Raw genomic sequence first — 24,206 nt, 5'->3', positions numbered from 1 at the left:
ATGATAGAAACCGAATAACCGTTAGAAGGAGTCTCAAATTGATTTTCTGATGATCGTTCTGGTTACTTCTCTTTAAAGCAACCGTGATGCCGTTTTGGCGCGAGAGCCATGCTGTACGGATGTCATGAATGAATCCAGTGGTTTATGAAAGAAATAGCCATACAAACCGCGAAATCGGCATTTAATCCTATTTTTTTCCCTCAATAAAAGGTTGTCATTCTGTCAACTTCCGTTCCTCTCTGATTGAGCGAAGGAAAAGAATGCGTCGCGAAAGGTGCGAAACGCTTGTATCAGGAGCTCTTTAGCATACGGATGGTTCCACCGACAGGCCGAAGGTGATGACGGAGGAGGACGGAGATGATCGTGATCATACAGAATATAGGGTTCTACATTCTGCAGCGCTCATTTTTGTGAACAGATGAATCCTGATGGGGTTCATTGAACGTCTTAGGATGACCAGAAGATCGTGGGGGAGACAGCCTCAACGGAGTTATCATGCTGAGCTGCGGGAAACATTTGGCTAGACCAAAGTCCGGATGGCCAAGGCACAAATTCTTCGTTTTACTCAGAACGACAATTTGATGAGGGCCCAACGGATTATGGCTTGTACATTGAATGGCTGAAGGGTGAAATCGACGTTTTTCCTTGTTATTTGCCTCGATTTGATAGGAAAAAGACCCATGCAACCGCCAGACCGATTACACATGTTATCGATGTTCCGATGACGATGTTTTGGTAAAGCTCGTAAAGTTGCATGATAGAAACCTCTTCCAACTGAGAGGAAAGTCTCCTCAGTGTTGCTGTTTCATTGATGTTGTTACTTCTTATTAAAGCAACCATGGTGCCGTTTGCAGATCATTTCATTGTGGCGAGAAATTCATGTTTAAAATGAATAACTTGCGAGCCAATAATCCCACGAAAATTAGGGGTTTCCTATTCAATCGTGTTTGTCTAAGTGGTCACGGCGTAGTCACCTTGTTAACGGCTGTCCTCATTAAGGCTCCATAAGTCAGCAGTTTGGCTTGACCGGAATATGGGAACCGCCAGAGGTGACCGGGAAGGGAATCTAGGCGTTAAAGCGGACAGGAGCGGAAGATAGCGCGTGTATCGGAACGGGTCGAAGCAGGATCTGGCAATGAGGGCTGGTTGTGACGGCGTGATTTTTGAGAAAGGCGGCTTTCGACGCAAAGCCAAAGAAACGACTTGCCCCGTCCAGAGATCAGTCTTGGAGATGAAAAACTAGAGCCAGTTGTTGATCAGGAGAAACGGTGCCCAATAACTGGGATGCCGATAGATGGGATGAGCGAGAAGGCCCGTTTGGGCTTCACGAAGGGCCTGGGCTTTGGAAAGCGAAGATTCTTTGAGCCGGATGTAAAACTCATTAATCAGGATTGAGGATGCCTGGTCATTGATAAACCATAAGGTGGCCAAGGCGCTTCGCGCCCCCGCTTTCACGGCTACTCCGGCCAGTCCCAAAGCGGACTGATCGTCTCCGGCTGCCGTTTCACAGGCGCTCAATGTTAAGAGATCCAGGGGGACCTTGCGGAATTGAAATAACCCGATAAGTTCTCGGAGATGATCCATGCTCAGTTTTTTGTCATACGTGAGGATGAAAGAATTCTCGGGCTCCTTCGCAAATTTTCCATGTGAGGCGATATGAATAATCGTAAAGTTTTCCTCTTTCATATCCTGTTCAAGATTGGGAATGCGGAATTCTTCGTTTAAGAGAGTCTTTCCGCCAAAGAGATCTTGAAGTTCCCTCACCTCCTGTTGTGTATTGGGGAGGGGTGAAAATCCCTGAACGCCTTCGGACAGTCCAATCGACAACAGATTGACCTGCTCCCGGTTCAGGGGATGGGCATCGGTGAGCGTCAATCCCGGAGTCGTCGCGATGGCATATTTTTGAATGAGGAATTTTTCTCCGTCATGGAGGGGTCCCATGGGAATGGTTCGCAATGGTCCATCCGGGACGAAGACGAGCGTTTGGATCCCGAATTCACTCAGATACGGTTCAAGCGGCCGGATAAGCAGGTCATACAGGGCCTGCGCATGGGGTAAATATTGATGAGTGGTCCGTTTTTCCAATAGGGTCCGGAACAGGTGAATTTTTTCTGTCAGGTCACGTTTTTGAACCGGAACGGTGATTTTTTTCATTGTTCCTCCAAGGCTTATCAGGAGGGCCATCCGGTCAGGGAAGAGAATGGGATAAATAATCGCCGTGGTATCGGATACTTTATCGATGGCTTGGATTCTCCCCCTGTTCGCTTCCACGCAATCGTCTTTGAAGTAATCCTGGAGCTCTGCGGCCTTGAATGCTTCAATGGTATCCCGGGTGTGGAACAGGAGCCCTTCTTTTCTTGTGGCATCTGTCACTTCATCAGCTTGCTGGAGTAAGAGAGCAGCGGTTTCAAAAAATAAGGCTCCCAGCGAATCTCGAAACGATGCCGGGTTCTGGGGGAGCCCGACAGACAGTTGCTGACGAATGGGTTGGAGTGTATCGATCGCTCGCTGGTAGGCTGCAATGGCCTCGTCCGTCCGACCCAGATTTTTGAGGTGCCGGCCCGTGTTCCATTCCCAGCGATAGAGGGCTTCCGGGGCCTGGCCCTTTTGACTCGTCCGAATCGCCAGTTGCGTGAGTTGGAGGGCTTCCTCATGGCGGCCCCCTTCTTCGTACAATTCTCCTAAAAATCCCCACCCATATGATTCATTTTTCCAGTCTCCAATTGCTTTCGCGCTGCCTATGGCTTCCCGAAAGGACTCAGCGGCTTGGGTGAATACCGTGGCATGCTCCTCTGTGAGCTGATGGCTGAGGTCTCTCAATCCCATTCCGATGGTGAGCAGGTTTTGGATTTTTTCGTGTGAGTCAGGAAGTGTTCGTGTTTTCTCCAATGCCTGTTGCAAATGGATTTTCCCATTTTGTGCGGACTGCTGCCTGATTTCCACCAGGGCCGCATTAATCATGGCTCGAATGGAAAGAGGTTGCAAATCTAGTGAATCAGCAAGAATGCTGGATTCTGTATAAGCCGCAAGGGCTTCTGTCTCGTTCCGGCGAACCGCATGTGCATTGCCCAGATCATTGAGGATGGTAGCCATGAGCGGTCGATCTTCGATTTCCCTGGAGACCTTCAGCCCCTGTTGCAGGATCTCAAGTGCCGAATCCAACTCTCCCACATTGAGATGCAGGGTTCCCAATTGGCTGAGGGCCTGGGCCATCAGGCGGAGCTGGGTGGTCTCCTGTGCTGATTGGACGGCTGTGCGAAGGAGTTGTTGGGCCCGTTGGTATTGGCCCAAATCGAGCAGGGCTCTCGAGAGATAAATGAGCGCTTGAATGTGATTGGGATGATCTCCGGACTTTTCATAGATCTGGGCGGCTTGAGTCCAGGACCGGGCTGCCTGTTCCAACTGGCCCTGCTGATACTGCCGGGTTCCTTCCGCTAACAAATCTTGAGAGGACAGTTCCGCCGCAACGGTACTCGTCATCCCTATCCCGCCGACTCCCAGAAGGAAGAACCACACTCCAAGACCATAACGAGAAAAGTTGGGAAACCCGCGAGTTCGGGACATTGCCGACCCTTTCTCTGAAGTCATCTATGCATTCAACAGTCCCATTCTAGGAATTGCCGTCAATAAGGTCAAAGCAAGGGTTTCCGAAACGGGGGGGGGGTTGAGGGTTCTCCTGGATCCGATTGTGAATCTGGAAGAGGAAAGCGAGTTTTTCTTATGAAGGTCTACGGTCGTCAGCTTGTGAGGGTGAACCCCTTTCTCTTGAAATTGTTCTCAAAGTAGACACACAATACACCAAGTAGACAGGTGAGATATCCAAACACCTTTAGACGGAAAGACCATGTGAGAGAGGGTATGCATGAAATCTATAGCAATAGCGCGTGGTTCGAAATGATTGTCTCCAAGTGGGGAAAATTTGGGTTGTGGAACGAAGCTTGCCTTTTAAATATCTGTATTCCAGGTGTGAGCAGATCCGAGAACGTCTTCCGTGAAAATGTACCGGGAGGACGGTCCGGACGAAGAGAGGAGGACCATAATGAGCCAGATGATGACACGATGCAGGTGGGTGGCGGTAATAGCCGTGACCCTTGGTCTTAGTGTTCAGGCCACGGGAGGAGCGGAATTCCCAGATCAGGCAACCCACACTCATATGAAGGACGTCGCGTCTATAGCCATTGAACCAGGGTTTTTGGAGGAGACACTCCTTTCTGGTGACAGTCCGGTTGTCCAAATATCGGATGACAAAACTGACAAGCAGGCGGCTTCATCACGGGAGGGAGCGTTGTACCAACCTCCACAACGAGGGGCTCCGGGAGGACGGGTTGGTGGAGGCACCAGAGGTCCTATGACGGATCTTCCGTTACTCTTGGCCCTGGCTCCGGATCACGTGGGATTGGCGAGTGAGGTGCAGCCACAATTGGTGTGGTATTTATCAAAGGCGACAAACTACCCTTTGGAATTTACCCTTATTGACGAATTAGGGGTGACCCCGATTATTGAGAAGCCGCTTTCCTCTCCCATTGAATCCGGGATTCACATTATTCATTTGGCTGATTACGATCTGAAACTGGAAAAAGGGAAAACCTATCAATGGTTTGTGTCTCTGGTCTCTGATCCCGAGCATCGATCAGCGGATATTATCGGCGGAGGAATGATTAAGGTGGGTGAGGTCCCGGCCTCGCTGACCGAGGATTTGAAGAACGCCAATCCGGTTGAAGCGACGAAGCTATGGGGACAAGCCGGATTTTGGTATGACGCCATAGGCGTGATTTCCACTTATATTCAGTCTCATCCTTCCGATGCCGAGATGCATCATGTGCGGGCGTCATTGCTTGAAGAGGTTGATTTGGATACGCCGGCGCAGGTTGATCGCGAGCATGGATTATGACTGTGGCTGTTTGAAAATGGGAATTGGAGGTGTGGATGGGCAAGTCCACGAAGGTCTTGTCTGGGCGGGTGTTGCCAGGACCGGAAATTTCCCCCAGTCCGTGATGCCCGTGTGTTATTGAACCTGCGCTTTTTGTCCTAGGGGAGCAGGTTCATTTTCCCCTTTTCATTGCACCCGCAGTTATGGAACCTGTCCCCGCCGTTGTGGCGGGGGCAGGTTTTTTTTTATTTCCGTCCGTTGTTTCCCGCTCGACTGTTATCCGACAACAGTTCACGCACTCCTCAGGCTGGACCTCACACCTCATTTTAGCTCCGGATTTTCCATGTTGAGCTAGCACTGAATGGCGATACCTCGCTTCTTTCATCCGAATTAAGTTTCATTCTGTCGGGCCGATACGGACTTCAAAGGGTTATAGCCCAAACCACCCCAATCCTGAGGCGTTTTCTCGAGGAGGTCTCAAACGGGTTCTTGTTCGTTCATGCTGCCATGTTTCTCTTCCATCTGAATAGAATCCCCAGGTGTTTATTGGCATGGTCCCTTCTGTTGGGAACGATATGGTCTGTTCAGGAATCACTCGCGAATACCCTGGACAATGCTCCTCTCTTTTTGAGTGTTCAGGTAGACGTGGACGAAGAAATTTATGATGCGTTGAGGGTCTCTATACCGGCCCCGTTTTTTGGGAAGGGTCGGGGTTTAGGGCGATCGGTCGAAGACAGGTACCAGGACCCTGTTTTTGCCGACGTGTACTTTGATGATGTCCGGACTTCCATTCAGGGTGGTGTCGAAGATTTCCTCCACGAAACAGTCGCGCTTCTGAAACAGGAAGATCAGTGGGGATTACGGATTGAAGGATATTGTGATTCGCGAGGCCCGTCTGCCTATAACCTCGCCAGGGCCGACTATCATCTAAGATCCCTTGCGGAGTTCTTGGTGCAGTTGGGGGTTCCCTCCGGGCGAATTCATCCGGTGAATTTTGGCCAAACTCCTTTTTCCTGTCAAAGCGGGAGTGAACGATGCCAGGAAGATAACCTTCGCGCGGAACGAATATTTTCTATCCTGGCTGTGGACCGTTTTCAACGGGGTTGTCTGGCGCGATTACGTCTGGTCGCCGGAACGGATTCGGAACGAGCAACTGGATATTTGAAGCGCCCGCCTTATTTGCAACGCATTCAACTCGCGTCCCCTGTCATCACTTCCTTCCGCTGATAGCGTGGTATCTATCGCTTTTTTTTCATTGAACGAAAAAGCCTGGTGCTGATCCGAACAACCGGCTGCCTCGTGAACGCCTTTCTATTCAGAAGGGCTACAAAATATCCAGGACAAATTCCCAATGCACTCCCTGATCCTGAACGCCTCCGCCAGGAGGATCCTCCACGTGATTCAACTGTTGCCCCCAATATAGACTGGCATGTGCCCGATTGAAGAAGGAGAATCGGATTCCTGTGCCAATACTGGCCAGAGTCTGCGGATCGGGCGTATTGCGTTTGGCCTCCCATGACCGTCCCACATCTATGAAGGGAGCCAGTGCCACCGCCACCTTCGGACCAAAAAAGCTGGGAAACATCGGGATTCGTGACTCTACGTTAAACAGAAATGCATTATCCCGCACCAGATAATTTTCCCAGTACCCCCGGACGCTGTACCGGCCGCCGACGGCAAATTGTTCCAGTGCGAATAAGCTGTCGTTGGCAATCTGCAAGGTCAGGCCGCCGAGAAATTCGATGCCGAGAGGATCTACGCGTCGGACATATTGGACCTGGCCTAACCAGACAAAAAATTCCCCGTCCGGATCATCAGAGGTTTGTTTATTGTTGGTGGCATCCAGTACGTCTAATCCCACACTGAACCGGGATCGAACCGCGAGGACTTGATTGGATTCCCTGTGAATCCATTCCTGCCCGAACCGGAGGGCTGACACGATAGCCTTGCCGTTGTTGGTTGCGCCGCGCTGGAAGGAGAACCCCGTTCCACCCAGGAAACTCTGATTTTCCAGGTGTTCTCCGATGAGGGAGAGGGCAATTTCGTCATTGAGTGTGCGATAGACGGGTTGACGCAAGGCGATTTTGTATATTTGGGACTTGGTTCTGATGTCCAGATCATCGAATGGTTTTGTGACGACGTGAAAGTCATTGAACCGGAAATTCAGTTCCAGGGTGGTATCTCGTGCCGTGAGCGGGATGATGTAGTTGGCTTCGATAAGAGGCTGCAATCCCTTGGATTGGCCATAGGTAAAGCGAAAGGCATCCCCCAATCCGAACGGGTTCTGCACAGCGATATTTCCGAGACCCCGCGACTCGCCAACCGTTGGTGATTGAAAGTTGTTGAATTCTATCCACGCATTGAAGGGGGAAGCTTCCTCGACTTGCACATGGAGGACCCCTTCGCCTGGTTTCAGTCCTGGTTTCAGCTCCGTGTTTAACCGTTCCGTACGGGGGTCTTGAAGGAGGAGTTGGAGCTTTTCTTTTAACGGATTGATGTTGAGCGGTGGTCCGCTGCTCAAGGCAATCCGGTCTTCAAAATAAAAGGGGAGGAAATATTTGGTGCCTTCGATTTGGATGTCCGTCAGTTTTCCCTCAATAATCTGAATGGTGACGACTCCGTCTTGTAGGGTTTGATCCGGGATTACCGCCCCAGAGTTCACATATCCTTTATTGACATAGAGCAACGTTAAGGCCCGGCGCAGTTCCTCCAGATCATTGGTGGACAACTCCCTGTTTTCGTAAGGAGCTGTGACTTTGGCTAGTTCTTCCGCTGAAAAGACGGTGCTCCCCTCAACTCGAATCTTCCGGATCATAACCCGAATTTGAGGAGGGGCCCCTTTCATTTCAGGAATGGTTTCCACTGGAGGCAGTGTGATATCGGGAGCAGTCTTTGGTGTCAGAGGCTCGGTTTTTTTCTCTAGAGGCGGGGGTTCGCCGAACCGTCCGGTGGGATCAAAGCCTGGCTGGACCTGTGCGAAGAGTTGATTGTTTTGTCCTATTCCCGAAAAAAAATGTAGAGATAGGATGAGGAAAACAGGCAGTTTTTTTCCAATATCAGCGACCCGGATAATCCGTTGGACGGAAGAATGGGAAGGGAACCTTGAACCAAACAACGCATTCCTCGCTGCCATGAATGGCATTCAGTAGAAGAGGTTGTCTGCTGTAAGGGTTTTTTTATACAGGAAGAAGTCAATAATTGCTAGGGAGTCATCTGATTGTCGATGAAGTCTGGTAATGGTCCCTATTAAATGTGGACCTCATTGTTCGAATAAGTTCGGACCGGAAAGACTGCAGGAGGACATCCTTCTCACTACCTGTCTCGTTTAAACAACCGTGCTCACCTAGTGACTTTCTTTGACAAGGTTTTTATTCCATTCCGGGATTTCAATGATGAGGTCTTTTTCCCCATTCGGGACGCACTGGCATCCCAGTCTTGATTGCAGGGTAAGGCCGGGAGCTTCATCTAATTGGTCATTTTCGTCATCCGTCGCCTCGTTACAGGTATCCAGCCCCTGCTTCACAATGATATGGCAGGTTGAGCAGGCACAGACTCCACCGCAGGCATGTTCCACATCTATCCCATTTCCCAGCGCGATATCGAGGATGCTCCCAGGCAGTCCTGTTTCCCCATAAGGGAACTTTTCCGGGTCAACCTCAATTTCAATAGGCTTTTCAGGTGTAATAAAGGTGAGTTTGAATGGTTTCTTAGCGACTGCTGTTTCGCTTTTCTCAATATATGGATTACTGCCTCCCATTTAATTCTCCTTACAAAACAATGTGTTAAAATAAATTTTCAAAATTAGTTCGGGGTTGATTATGTTTGTGCTGACTAATTCCGACTAAATGGATCTCCGACCATTTTAGTCTTGACTGACCCAAGAGGTCAATGCTATGTTAAACCCGATCATATAAGTCGGCATTACAGAAAGATAAACACTATCAATATTATTAAGTAATTATGCTGAAGCTTTCTAAAAAAGCAGATTATGCCCTGATGGCTCTCCAATACATGGCCATGGTCCGATCTGGAGAAACCAGTCCTTTTAATCCGAACAGGGTTGTCAACACCAAAGAAATCGCTGAGGAACATCATATTCCTCTGGAGTTGTTAGCCAAAGTGCTTCAAACCTTGGCTAAATATGACATGGTGGAAAGCCAAAACGGACCAAAGGGAGGTTATCTCTTGGCCCGTGAGCCACGGGAGATTTCCATCGCGCAGGTGCTGGAAGCTATTGAAGGCCCACTGGGGATTGCGGATTGCTACCATGAAAAGGATGAACATGCCTCTTGTGAACAAATTGAGCATTGTAATATCCGGACGCCTCTGTTGCGCGTCCAAGAAAGCATTTTTCATTTACTCAGTAGCATGTCTATTGAAGATATGATGGCCGAACCCCCCTTAATCATTGTGGAATCTCGTAAAACAAAAGGAGTTCAATTATGAAGTTGCCTATATATTTGGATAATCATTCAACGACCCCCTGCGATCCTCGGGTGCTTGAAATGATGCTCCCCTTCTTCACCGAGAAATTTGGGAATGCGGCCAGCCGGAATCATACGTTCGGTTGGGAGGCTGAAGAGGCGGTGGAAGTAGCCCGAAAGCAAATTGCGCATCTTATCCATGCCGATGCCAAAGAACTTATTTTTACCAGTGGGGCAACGGAATCGGATAATCTGGCCTTGCAGGGCGTGGTGGAGATGTACCGGGAAAAAGGAAATCATATCATTACAAGTTCGACGGAACACCGGGCGGTGATTGATACGGCGAAATATCTGGAAAAGAAGGGTGTCAAGGTCACTTTCCTCCCCGTGGATAAAGCCGGCATGGTGAGCCCGGATGACGTACGCAATGCCATTACCGACCAGACGATTTTAATTTCGATTATGATGGCCAACAATGAGATCGGTACGATCAATCCCGTGGCGGCCATCGGAAAAGTTGCTAAAGAAAAAGGTGTCCTTTTCCACTGTGACGCGACACAAGGGGTGGGTAAAATCCCTGTAAACGTTCAGGAAATGGGAATTGATCTGATGTCCTTTACCGCCCATAAGATTTATGGTCCCAAAGGCGTGGGGGCCCTTTATGTCCGACGTAAGGCACCAAGAGTGAGGTTGGAGGCGATGATGTATGGTGGGGGCCATGAGCGGGGTATGCGTTCGGGAACCTTGCCTGTGCCCCTCATTGTGGGATTTGGAAAAGCCTGCGAACTATGCGAGCAGGAGATGTCGACCGAGTCTGTTCGTATGGCCAAGATGCGCGATCGCCTTCAAGAAGGGATTATGAAGGGTATGGATGAGGTTTATTTAAACGGGCATCCGACTGAGCGCTTGCCGAACAATCTCAATATTAGTTTTGCGTATGTCGAAGGGGAGGCGTTGCTCATGGGGGTCAAAGAAATTGCCCTGTCTTCTGGTTCGGCTTGTACGTCGGCCACACTTGAGCCCTCTTATGTGTTGCGTGCCTTGGGAGTTGGATCGGATTTGGCCCATTCTTCGATCCGCTTTGGGCTTGGTCGATTTAATACCGATGAGGAGGTGGAATACACCATTGATCGCATGATTAAGGCTGTGACGCACCTACGTGAGATGTCTCCGCTCTATGAGATGGCCAAGGAAGGGGTCGATTTGAAAAGCGTTCAATGGGCAGCTCATTAATTGATATACTTGAAGACATATTCAAAATGGTTTTAAAAAACACACAGTCATACCATACAACAAAGGGAGGGATAGCCCATGGCCTATAGTGAAAAAGTCATTGATCATTACAACAATCCCCGTAATGTGGGAAGTTTTCAAAAAGATGCTGACGATGTGGGAACAGGTGTCGTCGGAGCTCCGGAATGCGGAGATGTGATGAAACTCCAAATTAAAGTCGAAAACGACACTATTGTGGATGCCAAGTTCAAAACGTTTGGCTGTGGTTCGGCCATTGCCAGTTCCAGTTTGGCGACCGAGTGGCTCAAGGGGAAAACCTTAGAAGATGCTCAAAAGATTAAGAATACGGATATTGTTCATGAGTTGAACCTCCCACCCGTTAAAATCCATTGTTCGGTGTTGGCGGAAGATGCCATTAAAGCGGCCTTGGGGGATTACCAGAAAAAAGCGGGAGAGAAGAAACCCAAGCCGGAAGCAGCCGCTACCTCATCCTAACTTAGGGAACTGTTCACGATTTGTTGTAGGGAGAAATGGCGATGGATACAAAAACCACGGAAAGCAATTCAACGGTTGCCATGACCGAGGAGGCGTTGAAGGAGGTCAAGCGATTATTGGACCTTCAGGGCATTACTGAGGGCGGTCTTCGATTGGGAGTGAAAGGTGGCGGTTGTTCGGGGTTGAGCTATACCGTCAACTTCGATGACAAGATCGGGGAGTTTGATACCGTCACTGAAGTGGATGGCGTAAAAGTGATCGTCGATGCCAAAAGCGCCATTTATCTCCAGGGGATGACCCTGGATTATCAAAAAGACATGGTGAGTGGTGCCTTTAAATTTATTAATCCGAATGCCACGAAGACATGTGGGTGCGGAGAGTCGTTTTCAGCATAAGACCAATCTTCTTCAATCACATAGTGACGTAACAACTCGGGCATGGGGTAGTTCACCATGCCCGAGTTGTCAGAGCCAGAAATCATGGAACATCAACATCCAACCACGATAAAGGCCCGGGAACTTCCCATGGCCCGCAGTATGTGCTGGCACTGCCAATCTGAAGTGACGGGAGAATATCTCTGTGGACAATGCGTTAAAGTGCAGCCGCTTTCAAAGGACCTGGACTATTTTGCCTGCTTTCAACTCCCTCGTCTGTTGAACATTGACGAACAACAATTGGAACAGACATTTTATGAATTAAGTCGTACTTTTCATCCGGATTTTTATTCCACAAAAGATGAATCGGAGAAAGCCATTAGTTTAGGAAATTCTGCTTTTTTGAATGCCGGCTATCGCACACTCAAGGATCCCATTCTGCGGGCGGAATATTTGATCCGGTTGGAGGCTGGAGCGGTGAAAGATATTCGATCAAATCCCCCGGCGGATTTGTTTGAAGAGGTTCTGGAACTGCAAGAAGATCTGGAATTATTCCGACAACTGGTTCCCAAGGGCGCGTCACCTGAGCTTGAGGCCCTTCGGAAAAAGTTGCAGGGCGAACGAGAGCGTTTGGAAAAACGCCAGGCTGAAATGGAGGAGTCCCTGAAGGGTCAGTTCAAACAATGGGATCAGGTGCAAGCACGCACTCCCCTTCCAGGTGAGGCGCGTGAGGAAAAAAATTCTATTTTGCGTGCTATGCAGGAAATTCTTTCTAATCGAACATATGTGCGGAATATGGTCAACGATTTGCTCGAAACCACGGGCTAATCATTCTCAGCTAAAAGGAATATATTGTGAGTCGCATTGTTGGTATTGATTTGGGAACGACGAATTCGCTGATCGCCTTTATGGATAAAGATGGGCCTCATGTCATTCCCGGCCCGGATGGGCAGACCAAAGTGCCTTCCATCGTCGGGTTAACTGATAATGGGATGATCGTGGGAGAGCCGGCAAAAGCCCATTTAATCCGTGATCCTTCCAGCACCATTTATTCCGTGAAGCGGTTTATGGGCAAGGGGCTGGATGACGTGAAGGACGACCTGAAGTATTTTCCTTATCAGCTTCATGAAAAAAACGGGGTCATTCGTATTGAAATTGGAGATAAAACCTTTTCTCCCCCTCAAGTGTCCGCCATGATTCTGAAAGAATTAAAACGGCGAGCCGAGGATTATTTAAAGGAAGACATCTCCAAGGCTGTGGTCACCGTTCCGGCGTATTTCAATGATAGTCAGCGGCAAGCCACCAAAGATGCGGGTATGATTGCCGGATTAGAGATCCTGCGTATCATCAATGAGCCGACAGCTGCTTCCTTAGCGTATGGCCTGCAGAAAAAGACACAAGGTCTGATCGCAATTTATGATTTAGGCGGAGGGACGTTTGATATCTCCATTCTCAAATTAAAAGATGGAATCTTTGAAGTTCTGGCAACGAATGGGGATACCCATTTAGGGGGAGATGATTTCGATCAACTGCTCGTCGATGTGATGGTTGATGATATTTTTCAAACTCAAGGCCTAAAAGTTGGCGAGAATCCAGATTTAATGCAAACCATTCGGTTGGAGGCGGAACGTGTCAAAATCCGGTTGTCGGATGAAACCCAAACTCGGGCGGTGATAGAGCTTCCCAATTCGACGTATGAAAAGGTATGGACGCGGGAGAGCATGGAAACGTTAACGATGGGTTTGGTGGAAAGAACCCTTGCGCCTTGTCGGCTTGCCCTCAAAGATGCAGGCTTAACCGCCAGTCAGATTGATGAAGTGGTCCTGGTCGGAGGGAATACTCGCATGCCACTGGTTTGGCGGAAAGTGGAAGAACTGTTTGGCAAAAAGCCGCACTCTGAGCTGAACCCTGACGAAGTCGTCGCGTTAGGGGCGGCTGTTCAAGCTGATATTTTAGGCGGGCATACCACAGACCTCTTGTTACTGGACGTGACTCCCCTGTCATTGGGAATTGAAACGATGGGCGGGGTCATGAGTGCGCTGATTCGTCGAAATACCACGATTCCAACCAGTGCAAAGGAAATGTTCACGACCTATGTTGATGGGCAGACCTCGGTGGATATTCATATCCTCCAAGGAGAACGGGAGTTGGTGAAAGATAATCGAAGTTTGGCCCGCTTCCAATTAAAGCTTCCACCGTTGCCGGCTGGGGTCCCTCGCGTAGAAGTCAACTTTCTCATTGATGCCAATGGGATCCTACAGGTGACGGCCAGAGATATCCGGACCGGTGAGGCGCAATCGGTTCAGGTGAAACCTTCTCATGGACTGACCGACGATGAGGTGGAAGGGATGGTTCGTGATTCTTTTCAATTTGCCACAGAAGACATCAAAGCCCGGCAAATTATAGAAGCACGGAATGAAGCCAATGCGATCATCGTGGCGACGGAGAAAGCTTTGGGGCGTGCAGCGAATTTAATCAATGAAAAGGAAAGGGAAAGCATTCGTCAGATTTTACGGCAGCTTGGTGAAGTTAAAGACGGGGATGATCATCGTGTCATACGTGCGAAAATTGCTGAGGTTGAAAAAACGACGCATCATTTGGCCGAAGTGTTGATGGATGCCACGTTGAAAGAAGCTCTCGAAAGTAAGAAATTATCCGACGTCATAAAATAATCCCTCAATAGGGAGACTTTAGGCATGGGCAAAACCCATTAATCCAAGGGGAAGAAATCATGGCTCAGGAATTCATGTGGGGTGATACTGAAGATATTGCTATTCGGCTGCAGGAAGAGCATCCCGACCTTGATCCCTTATCGGTCAGGTTTACGGATTTACATGCCTGGGTGGTTGCCCTTCCTGAGTTTAAGGACGATCCCAAAACGTCCAATGAAAAAAAGCTGGAGGCCATTCAAATGGCCTGGTATGAAGAGTATCAGGATGCCCAGTCCTGAGAACACGTGTGACGGCGAAATCGCCCTGTTTTGAAGAGTTCTCTCAAAATGGGGAAAGCTGGTTGGAGGAATCCGAGTTCAACCGGTCGAACTCAAAAAAATCCATAGGGTTCGCCTTCTGAGGAGCCGCTTTTCCTGGTTCCGTTCCTTTACGAAAAACTTCCGTACTGATGTTTCGACTGGTCTTGGATGGCAAGTCACCCGTCGCAGTGTCGATCTGCGCGAATTGAATGTCATTAGGAATAGGAAAGGTCATAACTGGTGAGTGGAGCAGGGCTTGATCAACAAACCTGGTCCAAATCGGTAGGGCCGCATGCGCCCCGGATTCCAATCTGCCGAGTGTTCGGACCCCATCAAATCCCACCCATACTCCTGTCGCCAAATTCGGGGCATACCCGACAAACCACGCATCGTTATAGCTATTTGTGGTTCCAGTCTTCCCTGCCAATGGCCGGCCAATAGATTTGGCGAGTCTTCCGGTTCCGCTTTGAATGACATCCATGAGCATATTGGTGATCAAGTAGGCGTTTTCCTTGGTCATGGCTTGTCGCGGTTCGAACTGGTGTTGTTCTAAGATCTCCCCGTTGAGGTTCTTGGCATGTGTAATCATGTAGGGCTCAAGCCACAAACCTTGATTGGCGAAGACGCCATACGCGGAGGTGATTTCTTGGAGGGTCACGCTTGAGGATCCCAAGGCCAAAGAGAGGTCCTGGCTGAGCGGACTTCGTATTCCCAGATTGCTGGCGATATTGACGACCTCGGGAACTCCGATTTGTTCAAGCAACCTGACTGTTGCGGCGTTGCGGGAATGCCGCAGTGCTTCACGAAGGGTAATGGTTCCAAAAAAGCGTTTTTCATAATTTTCCGGCTTCCATACCCGGTCCAAATCCTCGTCTTCATAGACGACGGGCGCATCGAGAATCAGGGATGCCGGTGTCAGGCCTTGTTGAAGCGCCGATGCATAAATGAGTGGCTTGAAGGCGGAACCCGGTTGTCGACGGGCAACCACGGCACGATTAAACTGACTTCGAGTATAGTCATACCCTCCAACCATTGATTGGACGGCGCCTGTCCTCGGATCCATGGCGATGAGGGCGCCTTCCACGATTGGAGTTTGCTCTAAGACAAATTCGCCTGACTCGACAGTGCCATTTTTCGGGGCGACTTCAATAATGTCTCCGACCTTCAAGAGTTGGAGTGGAGTGGCTTTTTCCCGAACGACCGCTGTTCCCACATCCCCGCTTTTTTCCAATTGACGTTGGGCCCATCGCATATCCTCGAATAGGATAGAGCCCTTATAGGTATTTCCAATCAAGATTTGAGCAGATTTTTTTGCCACGTCCGTCACGAGGGCTCGGTAGAGGCCATGGACAAGAGCTGCCTTTGGACTTTGTAGTTCCGGAAAGGTATCCGGAGGCGTAAAATCTTTGGAAAAGGCAATATGTTCAATCGGTCCTCGCCAGCCTTGCCGTTTATCTAATTGGCGGAGTCCTGTACGAACCGCTTCTTCCGCGATTTTCTGCATGGCAATATTTAAGGTGGTGTAGATTCGTAGCCCTCCCTTATACACAAGGGTTTCTCCGTACCGATCCACCAAGTGTTGACGCACCTCTTCCAGGAAATAGGCCGCAATCGGTTCTATCGATTGGTGACGGTAGGATAGGGTTGTGGCCATGGCGGCTTGCGCCTCTTCGTTGGTGATATACCCGGCCTCTACCATGCGCCCTAGGACCAATTCTTTTCGCGATTTAGCCAGATCTGGATTCCGATAGGGTGAATAGGTGTTTGGAGCTTTAGGAAGACCAGCCAAAAATGCCGATTCAGGAAGACTCAAATCCGAGACGTTTTTATCAAAATAGGTTAAGGCGGCGGCGGCCACCCCATAGGCACCGTGACCGAAATAAATTTGGTTTAAGTACATTTCTAAAATTTGCTCTTTGGTCAACACCCATTCCATTTTCACTGCGAGAATGAGCTCTTTGATTTTCCGCTGATATGTTCGTTCGGGAGAAAGAAAAAGAGCTCTGGCTAACTGTTGGGTAATGGTGCTAGCGCCTTGAAACCGGCCGCCTTTTTTGAGGTTGGTCCAGGCCGCCCGGCCGATGCCGACAATGTCCAGCCCAGGGTGATCAAAAAAACGGGTATCTTCTGTGGCAATGACTGCTTGCGTGAAGGCTTTGGGAATTTTGTCAATGGGCGTATACAGACGACGTTCGATGAAAAATTGCCCAATGAGTTCACCGTTATCTGCATAGACTCTAGACACTAAACTCGGATGGTAGTCTTGAAAGGAGTCGAATGTGGGAAGGTCTCGGGTCGCAATCCAGAGAATTCCCGCAAGACCTCCTACCCCGACACATAAGGCAAGAAATGTGGTGATTATCGTTATTCGAAGCCAGGACCAACCGCGGAGCGTGGAAAAAAACGTCTGGAATTTACTCATAAAGGATACGTAACCAACAATGGCCTAGAGATTGGGAAGATTTTGGATGGTATTAAGGAGGAAGAGGATTTCACTTGCCTTTTAATTACGATACCCCGAGAAAGACTAAAACACAAGATCGATATCTGTTTCCGATTGGACGGCATATGTGCCGCCATGGCGTATGCCCGCGATGTTGGATGAGAGTCGGTAAAAATTATTGTGAGGAAGGATAGCAGACTTGAACCTTTTACGGCTTTCTGACTCAGCAAACTGCGTCGGAAGTGGAGCTTCGTTAGGGCTAAATGGGCAATTCTGTAGGGCTTCTGCCAGATTGACAAACTTTTTCACCCCATGTTACCACCAAAGGTCAAGTGAATTTTCGGCATTTCCATTACAACGAAGGAGAGCAATCATGTCTACAGATGTTGCCGCAGAAGTTAAAGTCGGAGACGTAGCCCCCGATTTTACATTAAAAGACCAGGACCAAAAGGATGTTAAACTCAGCGACTATCGCGGAAAGAAGAACGTGGTTCTGGCATTTTATCCTCTGGATTGGAGCCCGGTTTGTACCGGAGAAAACAAATGTTTAACCGATGATTTTCCCAACTTTGGATCAGTTAATGCCGAAGTTTTTGGCATCAGCTGTGACAGCTTTTTTTCCCACAAAGCTTGGGCGGATTCCCTAGATCTTAAGCATCAATTACTCGCCGATATGCATCGGACGGTATCTAAGGCCTATGGATTATATTTTGAGCCGTTAAATTGCTCAAAGCGCGCTACCGTCATTGTGGATAAAAATGGAAAAGTAGCCTATGCGAAAGTTCAAGATATCAAAACCGCTCGTGACGACAAAGAAATTTTGGAAGCGTTGAAAAAGTTGAATTAATCCTGAGGATGGTTTGACCGAAGGAGTTGGGTCCTGAACCTACTCCTTCGGTCTGTAATCTTGAATTGCGAGGCTGTGATGTCCGGTATTGTTGAAGATGTGAACGATGAGAATTATGCAGGGTTTACGGAGGCTTCGGCTGCAGTTGTGGCATATGGCATTGCGACCTGCGAACCGTGTAAAGCCTATGATCCTGTTCTTGCGGACATTGCCCAACAGTATTCGAATGTGCGATTTGGAAAGGCTAAAATGCACGTTCCGGGGCGGTGCCGTGCCATTAAAAAGCGGCATCAATTTGAAACGTATCCCACCACTCATTTCTTCTCCAATGGAGAGCTGGTGCTTACCAAAGAGGGAAAATTAGAACCCGCCGAACTGGCCGACTTGATTCGGCAATCGTTCTCTATCCCAACCTAAATTCTGTTTTGGGGAAACCTCACCCGGTCCTGGTACTGTCCGGCCTGCAGGGGGTTTTTCAGCTGGCAGGGTATCCTGATTGAGTCCGTGCGCGTCCTCAAGACGGTGTTTCCAGATTCAGGCTAAACAGAATACACAGCCATGGCACCTGATTGTTGGCTCACGGAGACTCGGCATAGGGGGGGAGTGTGGAAGTGGGGATCCAGTGTTTCCCAGATGACCTTCGCAAGTGCGGAGTCTGTGACGGGAATGTTGGCAAAGGCCTGATCCTGGCTTAGATTTTGCTGGTCAAATCGTGCAAGGATCTGGTTTCTGACGATTTGATCCACAGTCTGTAAATTCATAACCTGCCCGGTGTCGCTGGAAATTTGGCCCTTAGTGGCAATCCACAGATCATAGTCATGTCCTTGCGTATGACCTGTCCCGGATTGATGCAGGGCTGAAAACGCATAGCGTCGAGCGATGATGGCCGATTCGCCGTTTGCGGGGTGGAGGGCACCATCCATGAAATTCGCATTCACCTCGGCATAGAGGGTTTCGTCCTCATAAAGACGAAGTGCATCCGGATTAGGAAGGTCTGGATGTTTTTCCAGAATGTGCCAGAGAGTGACGGCGAGATTTTCGGTCGTGGGAATTCTCCTGGAAAAATATGGGGTATCGAGATTTAAGTTCTTATGATCAAATTGTTCCAGAACCTGATTTAAAATGATTTTTAAGTCATATAAATTGATGATCATACCTGTGACAGGGTCGATGTCCCCCCGCAATGTGACTTCCAATAAATAATTATGGCCATGGGTATTCACATTATTACAAAGACCAAAAACCTCACGATTTTTTGCGTCATCCCATTCAGGATTGTGGTAGCGGTGAGAGGAGCAAAACTCTAAACGTTTGGTGAGGGTAGCTTTAGGCATGCAGTCTCTATAGAAAAGAAAAAGGGCTGGATCTTGGTCGCCTATGGAAGTCCAAGTCCAGCCCTAATTGGTTAGGGTTCTGAGTGAATAGTTTCTAGGTCGAGAATGAGCTTCCACATCCACAGGTGGACTTCGCTTGAGGATTTTTGATGGCAAATCCCGACCCTTGCAGGCTATCAACGTAATCGACTTCTGCGCCGCTGAGCATTGGGGCACTTTGGGAATCCACAATGACTTTCACGTCGCCTTTTTCGATGATGGTGTCATCATCGCTGGTTTTATCTTCAAACGACATTCCATATTGATAGCCGCTGCATCCGCCGCCTTTGACGTAAATGCGCAAACCGACGGAATTCTCTTCTTCCTTAATCAGTTCCTTAATCTTCTGCTCTGCGATCGGGGTAATTGTTACCATAGTCGTTGTATCCTCCTTATGATCACATTATTTTTGTAGATTCATCTTTCCTTTCAATCGGTTGAAAGGAATCCAATATTGAATCTACATCTTAAAGCACGACTTTTAATCTTGTCAATTTATAGGAAGCTGCAAGGTTGGGGAATCATGCACGGCAAAATGATGAATCACTTGAGATCCTTTAGCCATTCCTGCCTCAATTCCTGAGGTACTGGGGCTTCTGTACGATATTCAGGGTGGAGAATAGTTAGAAAGGCAGGGACTTCCTCTTGGGCCAGGAGGTCTCGAAAGGTTTGGGTGGTGGAGAATCGTACAAAATGCACGGCACTGATTTTATCTTCCTTGCTATGCCCGGCCTCAAAATTTGCAAAAACTGAGGTGTCGCCAACCTTGATGCCCACGGTATTGGGCTGGTCAATATTCTTAAAGGAGTCCAGCAGCGGTTGAATCTTTTCGGAATCGGTGATTTCGATAAACAGTGTTGCGCTCAATTCATGACGAGTTGGTAGAAGGGCATTATACACGTCACATTCTTCCTGAATTTTTCCCGGATCAAAAATGCGTTCTATTCGAATCATTTCCTGTATTTGAAATAACAGGGTGTCCCGATTCTCAAACACGAGGGTCACGAATTCTCCTACAGAAATGCGGCGCCGTTTTTTAAGGGCAATAATTTTTTGCCGAATGGCGGCGCGGTTTTCCTCATATTGAGCAGCCGGGAGTAGATCTTGCGGTGTGAGTAGTTTCATGGTGTTAATCCATAGGCGTTACGAACGATTTGAATAGGATGAAGGGCCGATTGAGTTGGCGCAGTTTGAAGTGCTTGGTCCAGTTGTAGTGCCGACAGGGGGCAATCGGAGGCGACGACGTCGAACGGTTCCTCTTGAATTACTCGCACGGCTTTCTTGGCGATTTTCATCGAAAGATCAAAGAATTCAGTCTTGGCACTCCAGGCTCCATCGTGTCCGGAACATTTCTCGATCAGATGAACCCTGGCCCCTGTTAACTCCATCAATTCTTTTGATTTAAATCCGATGTTCTGATCACGCAAATGACAGGGAATTTGATAGGCCACGCGTCCAGGATTAGCTTGAAAATCAAGGGAAAGCTTACCTTCCCGTTTGAGCCGCATTAAATATTCGCAAAGATCAAACGTGCGCTCGCTCAATTGCTTCATTCCAGGTGTGGGTTTGAGGTAAGGGTATTCCCGTTTGAACATCAGGCTACAACTGGGTGCTGGAATGACGATGTCATATCCCTGATCGAGATAGGGCGCAAAAAGTCGATATTGAGACTCGGCAATCTTAGCCATTCCATCGGTATCACCTAAGTCAAACCGTGGCATCCCACAGCACTGCTGATTTGAAGGTACCACGACCTCAATGCCGTTTTTCTCCAAAATTTGCACGGCAGCTTTCCCAATATCAGTCACCTGATACGTCACCAGGCAACTTGGGAAGAAGGCTACTTTTCCCTGGTTGCGGGTAAGTGCGGGAGCCGGCTTTCGCTGATCCCACCATTGGGTAAAGGTCTGGGATTGAAACGAAAGGACTTGGCGGTTTTTGTGCACTCCGATCATCCGCTCAACCAGACTTCGAAGCCACGGTGTGCGAAGGGCCCAATTGGTTAGTGGAGCAGTCAGGCTACCCAGTTTTCCGATCAAATCAGTTTGGATCAGGAGCTTGTCGCGCCATGTGGCCCCACCCTCAGCCGTCCGTTGCTTTTTCCAGGCAGCCATGAGCCTGGGAAAATCCAGATCATATTGATGGGGGGGAGAATAGGGACAATGGTTGAAACAAAGTTTGCAGTAATAACATTCCTGTTCAATCCTTGTGAAATCCTGTGCAGTGAACTGCGTTGAATCGCTCTCATACTCATCAATCCGGTCAATAAGAGTATTGAACGAGGGACATAAATTAAAGCATCGTCGACATCCGTCACAGACATCGAAAATACGTCGTGTCTCGGTTTCGAGTTGAGACCGGGTCCAGCCTGGAGTGATAAGGTCAAATTTTGACACAGGTTATGACTTCGTTTGAAAGTCTGTGAAAGAGTGTGTACAAAGCGGCAGCCTTTATCGACCGCCGCCGTGTGTCATAATGCCGGAGCTCTCAGCTTTGTTTTAGGGATTCCAGCCCTTTGGTGAACCGGTTCGCATGGGATCGTTCGGCTTTGGCCAACGTCTCGAACCATTCTGCGAGTTCCTCAAGTCCTTCATCACGAGCGGTTTTTGCCATGCCGGGATACATCTGGGTGTATTCATAGGTCTCACCTTCAATTGACGCTTTTAAATTGGCTTCGGTGTTGCCAATCGGCACGCCGGTGGCAGGATCACCGACTTCCTTCAAAAAGTCCAGGTGCCCAAACGCATGTCCGGTTTCAGCTTCAGAGGTATCACGGAACAGACCGCCGATATCGGTAAAGCCTTCAATGTCCGCCCGCCGGGCGAAATATAAATAGCGTCGATTCGCTTGCGATTCACCGGCAAATGCCGCTTTTAAATTTTCGTGGCTTTTTGTGCCTTTAAGAGCTTTTCCCATGGAGTTCTCCTTTGAAGGTTGTGGGGTGTAACCCCGGTGATGAATGGTTGATGGAGCGCCCCGTGTGGCGGCGACAGGAGCCGCAAAGTCCACGGAAAGCGACCTGATAACTTGTAATTTCAAAATCTTTGGGAATGCCGGCTGGGAATTCCAGGCGATTGAGTCGGGGATCGATGACATCGACAATGGCCTGGCACCCCAAGCAAATCAAATGGTGATGGGGAGACAGGTTGGCATCAAATCGAGCCCGGGTATGGCCAATATTGACTTCATGAATCAACCCGGAGGTACGCAAAGCCCCAAGTGTGTAGTAGACGGTGTTTAGAGACATCATCGGAAATTGCGGAGCGACTTCGGCAAAGAGCTCTTCCGCGGTCGGATGGGTCGTGCTGCGGAGGAGGGCGTCATAAATAGCAGTTCGCTGCGGGGTCGTTTTTAATCCGCATCCCTGAAACTTCTGTTTGATGTCCTTGAATGGAATTTCCATATCATTCCTGTTTAGGAATAATTACTACTTAACAAAACCCTAATGAGACGGTCAACCGGAGTACGCCGGTTGCCAAGGGGAAAGCCAGGCAAAGACTAAATTGGAAAGCCCCGTGATTCGGTGATTTGCGTTTTCAAGGTTAACGTTTTGCAGGAATCCACGGCCGCCATGCCTTGCCTTCGTGCCCAAACTGAAAACGAGTGGGATGAAAGATTTCAGCCAAAATTTCGAGGGATTCAACGAGGCGCGGCCCCGGACGGTTGAAAAACTGATTCCCATCCGTCAGGTACACCTTCTGATTTTGCACTGCCCGTAACTGTGGCCAAAATGGGTGTGATGTCATGACCGGCAATTCTTCTTGGATGCGAGCCATGGAAAATCCACAAGGCATCAAGACCAGAATATCCGGATCCCCACCGGCCAAGGCTTCCCAGGTTATCCATGGGGCGTGTGTCCCTGCCTGTCCAAACACCGATTGCCCTCCGGCCAAATGAACCAGTTCGGGTACCCAGTTGCCGGCAGCCATCAGTGGTTCCATCCATTCGATGCAGGCTACAGTGGGGGGAGTAGGTTGTTGTTGGGAGCGGACCGCAATATCGCCCATGCGTTGGTGGGCCTCTTTCAGAAATGCCTGTCCTGCAGCTTGCTGTCCTAAGCCGTCCGCCACTCTGGTCAGGTCGTCCCAAACCCCCGATAAGTCCTGCGCACCCAGGGAAATCAACGTCGGTGACATTCCTATCAAGTCGCGAAGAGCCCGCTGTACCTCATCAGCGCTCACGGCACACACCTCACACTGGGTCTGGGTTACGATGACATCCGGACGTAAGTCCTGCATTTGGTCGACCAAGACCTTATACAAGGAAAGGGCTGACTGGAGACGTTCTGAAACCTGGGCATGAATAGCTTGGCTCGTTCCCTCACTATCCACCGTGGCTTGAGTGCAAACAGGAAGAGAGGTAATGTCGGAAGGAAAATCGCATTCGTGTGACCGGCCGACAAGCTGGGCACGGCAACCTAAAGCGCAGACCATTTCTGTCCCACTAGGAATCAACGACACAATGCGAGAAGACATAATATTTCCTTGTAGGTGAATAGAACGGGGAAAATTAATCGCTCATCCTACCTGAGGAAGGCAGGGCGTCCGCAACTTTTTTGGGTTGCCTGAGCTGTTTGGGAGAGAGCGGAGAGAGAATGGAAGCTATCTTCCATCTGTGGTACAAAGGTAATTTCAGCATGGCTCGGCAAAACGCTCACGATTATGTCTTGTGTTTCCCAACATCAATTTTACTAGTGATCACCGAAATCTGATTCGCATTCATCAGGGAGGTATGTATGGCAGCCAAAGCGTATATTCTCATGAAAGTCAAAGCAGGAAAAGTCCAAGATGTGTTAGAGACCCTCAAAGCCCTTTCTGGAGTGGAGCAAGCTCATGCGTGTTTCGGTCAGCCTGATATCTTTGGTCTGGTCAATGCACCTGATGATCGGGCCCTGTCCAATCTCATCATGGCCAAGATTCACACCATCCCTGGAGTAGAAGAAACCGACACGCATATCGTCGTCCAGGATTAGTTGCTTTCCTTATCCGCCTTAGAAGCGGGGGACGAACTTAAGGGGTTGGATTCAGTGCCAAACACGAATTAAGGATTCTGGGATAAATGGAGCATAGCGATTTTTGCTCCGGATTGTGGGCTGTGGCTCCCTGGTTTATATAACCTCTGCTCTTCTAGTGAGCCAAAAAAAACGAGGGTACTTTATAGAAAAAGCCGGGGTCTT

22 protein-coding genes and 1 pseudogene are annotated in these 24,206 nt (G+C 49.0%); 12 read left to right on the top strand and 11 right to left on the bottom strand.

Annotation, left to right across the window (positions count from 1 at the left end; all coding sequences use genetic code 11):
- Window positions 1-1,239 precede the first annotated feature (1,239 nt).
- Window positions 1,240-3,564 (bottom strand): CHAT domain-containing protein, encoded by a 2,325-nt coding sequence (locus PP769_RS02175; protein ID WP_312644635.1) that lies wholly within the window; start codon window positions 3,562-3,564, stop codon window positions 1,240-1,242.
- Window positions 3,565-4,039: 475 nt separating this feature from the next.
- Here PP769_RS02175 and PP769_RS02170 point away from each other — a divergent pair, with 475 nt between their 5' ends.
- Together PP769_RS02170 and PP769_RS02165 are read left to right on the top strand one after the other, a co-directional pair.
- The gene (locus PP769_RS02170; RefSeq protein WP_312644633.1) at window positions 4,040-4,891 is read left to right on the top strand and encodes a DUF928 domain-containing protein; all 852 of its coding nucleotides are present in this window, start codon (window positions 4,040-4,042) and stop codon (window positions 4,889-4,891) included.
- A gap of 525 nt (window positions 4,892-5,416) precedes the next feature.
- Window positions 5,417-6,097 carry an OmpA family protein gene (locus tag PP769_RS02165; protein WP_312644631.1) on the top strand — a complete coding sequence of 227 codons (681 nt, stop codon included), beginning with the start codon at window positions 5,417-5,419 and terminating at the stop codon, window positions 6,095-6,097.
- A 97-nt stretch (window positions 6,098-6,194) separates the two neighbouring features.
- On the opposite strand, the gene PP769_RS02160 is transcribed toward PP769_RS02165, so the two are convergent.
- A complete protein-coding gene (locus tag PP769_RS02160) occupies window positions 6,195-8,003 on the bottom strand; it encodes a ShlB/FhaC/HecB family hemolysin secretion/activation protein (RefSeq protein ID WP_312644629.1) in 1,809 nt (602 codons plus the stop codon).
- 210 nt (window positions 8,004-8,213) lie between these two features.
- Window positions 8,214-8,627 carry a 2Fe-2S iron-sulfur cluster-binding protein gene (locus PP769_RS02155; RefSeq protein WP_312644627.1) on the bottom strand — a complete coding sequence of 138 codons (414 nt, stop codon included), beginning with the start codon at window positions 8,625-8,627 and terminating at the stop codon, window positions 8,214-8,216.
- A 203-nt stretch (window positions 8,628-8,830) separates the two neighbouring features.
- Between PP769_RS02155 and PP769_RS02150 the strand changes: the two genes are divergently transcribed.
- From PP769_RS02150 to iscX, 7 genes are all read left to right on the top strand, one after another.
- On the top strand, window positions 8,831-9,316 hold the full coding sequence (locus PP769_RS02150) for an RrF2 family transcriptional regulator (protein WP_312644625.1): 486 nt from the start codon (window positions 8,831-8,833) through the stop codon (window positions 9,314-9,316).
- Window positions 9,313-10,527, top strand: coding sequence for an IscS subfamily cysteine desulfurase (locus tag PP769_RS02145; protein WP_312644623.1), 1,215 nt, complete (start codon window positions 9,313-9,315; stop codon window positions 10,525-10,527). Before PP769_RS02150 ends, PP769_RS02145 begins: the two co-directional genes overlap by 4 nt.
- 78 nt (window positions 10,528-10,605) lie before the next feature.
- Window positions 10,606-11,022 (top strand): Fe-S cluster assembly scaffold IscU, encoded by a 417-nt coding sequence (gene iscU / locus PP769_RS02140; protein WP_312644621.1) that lies wholly within the window; start codon window positions 10,606-10,608, stop codon window positions 11,020-11,022.
- Window positions 11,023-11,063: 41 nt separating this feature from the next.
- Window positions 11,064-11,417: a HesB/IscA family protein gene (locus PP769_RS02135; RefSeq protein ID WP_312644618.1), complete on the top strand. Its 354-nt coding sequence runs from the start codon at window positions 11,064-11,066 to the stop codon at window positions 11,415-11,417.
- Between the two features lie 57 nt (window positions 11,418-11,474).
- Entirely contained in the window at window positions 11,475-12,224 is a 750-nt protein-coding gene (gene hscB / locus PP769_RS02130; protein ID WP_312644616.1) for a Fe-S protein assembly co-chaperone HscB, read from the top strand.
- A 26-nt stretch (window positions 12,225-12,250) separates the two neighbouring features.
- A complete protein-coding gene (gene dnaK / locus PP769_RS02125; RefSeq protein WP_312644613.1) occupies window positions 12,251-14,068 on the top strand; it encodes a molecular chaperone DnaK in 1,818 nt (605 codons plus the stop codon).
- Window positions 14,069-14,127: 59 nt separating this feature from the next.
- On the top strand, window positions 14,128-14,346 hold the full coding sequence (gene iscX, locus PP769_RS02120) for a Fe-S cluster assembly protein IscX (protein ID WP_376753390.1): 219 nt from the start codon (window positions 14,128-14,130) through the stop codon (window positions 14,344-14,346).
- A gap of 43 nt (window positions 14,347-14,389) precedes the next feature.
- Here the strand turns inward: iscX and PP769_RS02115 are convergent, their stop codons facing one another.
- A complete protein-coding gene (locus tag PP769_RS02115; protein ID WP_312644611.1) occupies window positions 14,390-16,789 on the bottom strand; it encodes a penicillin-binding protein 1A in 2,400 nt (799 codons plus the stop codon).
- Window positions 16,790-17,183: 394 nt separating this feature from the next.
- Between PP769_RS02115 and PP769_RS02110 the strand changes: the two genes are divergently transcribed.
- Both PP769_RS02110 and PP769_RS02105 read left to right on the top strand, forming a co-directional pair.
- Complete coding sequence (locus PP769_RS02110) at window positions 17,184-17,657, top strand: peroxiredoxin (protein ID WP_312644608.1); 474 nt, start codon at window positions 17,184-17,186, stop codon at window positions 17,655-17,657.
- A 78-nt stretch (window positions 17,658-17,735) separates the two neighbouring features.
- Window positions 17,736-18,074 (top strand): thioredoxin family protein, encoded by a 339-nt coding sequence (locus tag PP769_RS02105; RefSeq protein WP_312644606.1) that lies wholly within the window; start codon window positions 17,736-17,738, stop codon window positions 18,072-18,074.
- 122 nt (window positions 18,075-18,196) lie between these two features.
- Here PP769_RS02105 and PP769_RS02100 read toward each other — a convergent pair whose 3' ends face one another.
- The 7 genes and pseudogenes from PP769_RS02100 to PP769_RS02070 all read right to left on the bottom strand — a co-directional run bounded on the left by PP769_RS02100 (window position 18,197) and on the right by PP769_RS02070 (window position 23,505).
- Window positions 18,197-18,991 carry a 6-carboxytetrahydropterin synthase gene (locus PP769_RS02100; RefSeq protein WP_312644604.1) on the bottom strand — a complete coding sequence of 265 codons (795 nt, stop codon included), beginning with the start codon at window positions 18,989-18,991 and terminating at the stop codon, window positions 18,197-18,199.
- A gap of 94 nt (window positions 18,992-19,085) precedes the next feature.
- Window positions 19,086-19,421 (bottom strand): annotated as a pseudogene (gene erpA / locus PP769_RS02095) (iron-sulfur cluster insertion protein ErpA); the annotation flags it as partial.
- 152 nt (window positions 19,422-19,573) lie between these two features.
- Window positions 19,574-20,155 carry a DUF3501 family protein gene (locus PP769_RS02090; protein ID WP_312644602.1) on the bottom strand — a complete coding sequence of 194 codons (582 nt, stop codon included), beginning with the start codon at window positions 20,153-20,155 and terminating at the stop codon, window positions 19,574-19,576.
- Window positions 20,152-21,426, bottom strand: a complete 1,275-nt coding sequence (locus PP769_RS02085) for a heterodisulfide reductase-related iron-sulfur binding cluster (protein ID WP_312644600.1) — start codon at window positions 21,424-21,426, stop codon at window positions 20,152-20,154. Before PP769_RS02085 ends, PP769_RS02090 begins: the two co-directional genes overlap by 4 nt.
- Window positions 21,427-21,517: 91 nt before the next feature.
- A complete protein-coding gene (locus PP769_RS02080; RefSeq protein WP_312644598.1) occupies window positions 21,518-21,946 on the bottom strand; it encodes a rubrerythrin family protein in 429 nt (142 codons plus the stop codon).
- Entirely contained in the window at window positions 21,930-22,433 is a 504-nt protein-coding gene (locus PP769_RS02075) for a Fur family transcriptional regulator (protein ID WP_312644596.1), read from the bottom strand. The genes PP769_RS02080 and PP769_RS02075 overlap by 17 nt, the downstream gene beginning before the upstream one ends.
- Window positions 22,434-22,572: 139 nt before the next feature.
- A complete protein-coding gene (locus PP769_RS02070; protein WP_312644594.1) occupies window positions 22,573-23,505 on the bottom strand; it encodes a cobalamin-binding protein in 933 nt (310 codons plus the stop codon).
- Window positions 23,506-23,765: 260 nt separating this feature from the next.
- Here PP769_RS02070 and PP769_RS02065 point away from each other — a divergent pair, with 260 nt between their 5' ends.
- Complete coding sequence (locus tag PP769_RS02065) at window positions 23,766-24,002, top strand: Lrp/AsnC family transcriptional regulator (RefSeq protein ID WP_312644591.1); 237 nt, start codon at window positions 23,766-23,768, stop codon at window positions 24,000-24,002.
- Window positions 24,003-24,206 lie beyond the last annotated feature (204 nt).

Origin of the sequence: Candidatus Nitrospira allomarina, from assembly GCF_032050975.1 — a bacterium.
GTDB classification, from domain to species: domain Bacteria; phylum Nitrospirota; class Nitrospiria; order Nitrospirales; family UBA8639; genus Nitrospira_E; species Nitrospira_E allomarina.
The sequence above is the reverse complement of the archived record's forward strand: the minus strand, read 5'-3'. Positions and strand labels throughout refer to the sequence as shown.

Excerpts from the sequence above, each read along its gene's own strand:
- PP769_RS02175 (WP_312644635.1), bottom strand. The coding sequence starts at position 3,564 with ATGTCCCGAACTCGCGGGTTTCCCAACTTTTCTCGTTATGGTCTTGGA.
- PP769_RS02170 (WP_312644633.1), top strand. The coding sequence starts at position 4,040 with ATGAGCCAGATGATGACACGATGCAGGTGGGTGGCGGTAATAGCCGTG.
- PP769_RS02160 (WP_312644629.1), bottom strand. The coding sequence starts at position 8,003 with ATGGCAGCGAGGAATGCGTTGTTTGGTTCAAGGTTCCCTTCCCATTCT.
- PP769_RS02155 (WP_312644627.1), bottom strand. The coding sequence starts at position 8,627 with ATGGGAGGCAGTAATCCATATATTGAGAAAAGCGAAACAGCAGTCGCT.
- PP769_RS02150 (WP_312644625.1), top strand. The coding sequence starts at position 8,831 with ATGCTGAAGCTTTCTAAAAAAGCAGATTATGCCCTGATGGCTCTCCAA.
- PP769_RS02145 (WP_312644623.1), top strand. The coding sequence starts at position 9,313 with ATGAAGTTGCCTATATATTTGGATAATCATTCAACGACCCCCTGCGAT.
- iscU (WP_312644621.1), top strand. The coding sequence starts at position 10,606 with ATGGCCTATAGTGAAAAAGTCATTGATCATTACAACAATCCCCGTAAT.
- PP769_RS02135 (WP_312644618.1), top strand. The coding sequence starts at position 11,064 with ATGGATACAAAAACCACGGAAAGCAATTCAACGGTTGCCATGACCGAG.
- hscB (WP_312644616.1), top strand. The coding sequence starts at position 11,475 with ATGCCCGAGTTGTCAGAGCCAGAAATCATGGAACATCAACATCCAACC.
- iscX (WP_376753390.1), top strand. The coding sequence starts at position 14,128 with ATGGCTCAGGAATTCATGTGGGGTGATACTGAAGATATTGCTATTCGG.
- PP769_RS02115 (WP_312644611.1), bottom strand. The coding sequence starts at position 16,789 with ATGAGTAAATTCCAGACGTTTTTTTCCACGCTCCGCGGTTGGTCCTGG.
- PP769_RS02110 (WP_312644608.1), top strand. The coding sequence starts at position 17,184 with ATGTCTACAGATGTTGCCGCAGAAGTTAAAGTCGGAGACGTAGCCCCC.
- PP769_RS02105 (WP_312644606.1), top strand. The coding sequence starts at position 17,736 with ATGTCCGGTATTGTTGAAGATGTGAACGATGAGAATTATGCAGGGTTT.
- PP769_RS02100 (WP_312644604.1), bottom strand. The coding sequence starts at position 18,991 with ATGCCTAAAGCTACCCTCACCAAACGTTTAGAGTTTTGCTCCTCTCAC.
- PP769_RS02090 (WP_312644602.1), bottom strand. The coding sequence starts at position 20,155 with ATGAAACTACTCACACCGCAAGATCTACTCCCGGCTGCTCAATATGAG.
- PP769_RS02080 (WP_312644598.1), bottom strand. The coding sequence starts at position 21,946 with ATGGGAAAAGCTCTTAAAGGCACAAAAAGCCACGAAAATTTAAAAGCG.
- PP769_RS02075 (WP_312644596.1), bottom strand. The coding sequence starts at position 22,433 with ATGGAAATTCCATTCAAGGACATCAAACAGAAGTTTCAGGGATGCGGA.
- PP769_RS02070 (WP_312644594.1), bottom strand. The coding sequence starts at position 23,505 with ATGTCTTCTCGCATTGTGTCGTTGATTCCTAGTGGGACAGAAATGGTC.
- PP769_RS02065 (WP_312644591.1), top strand. The coding sequence starts at position 23,766 with ATGGCAGCCAAAGCGTATATTCTCATGAAAGTCAAAGCAGGAAAAGTC.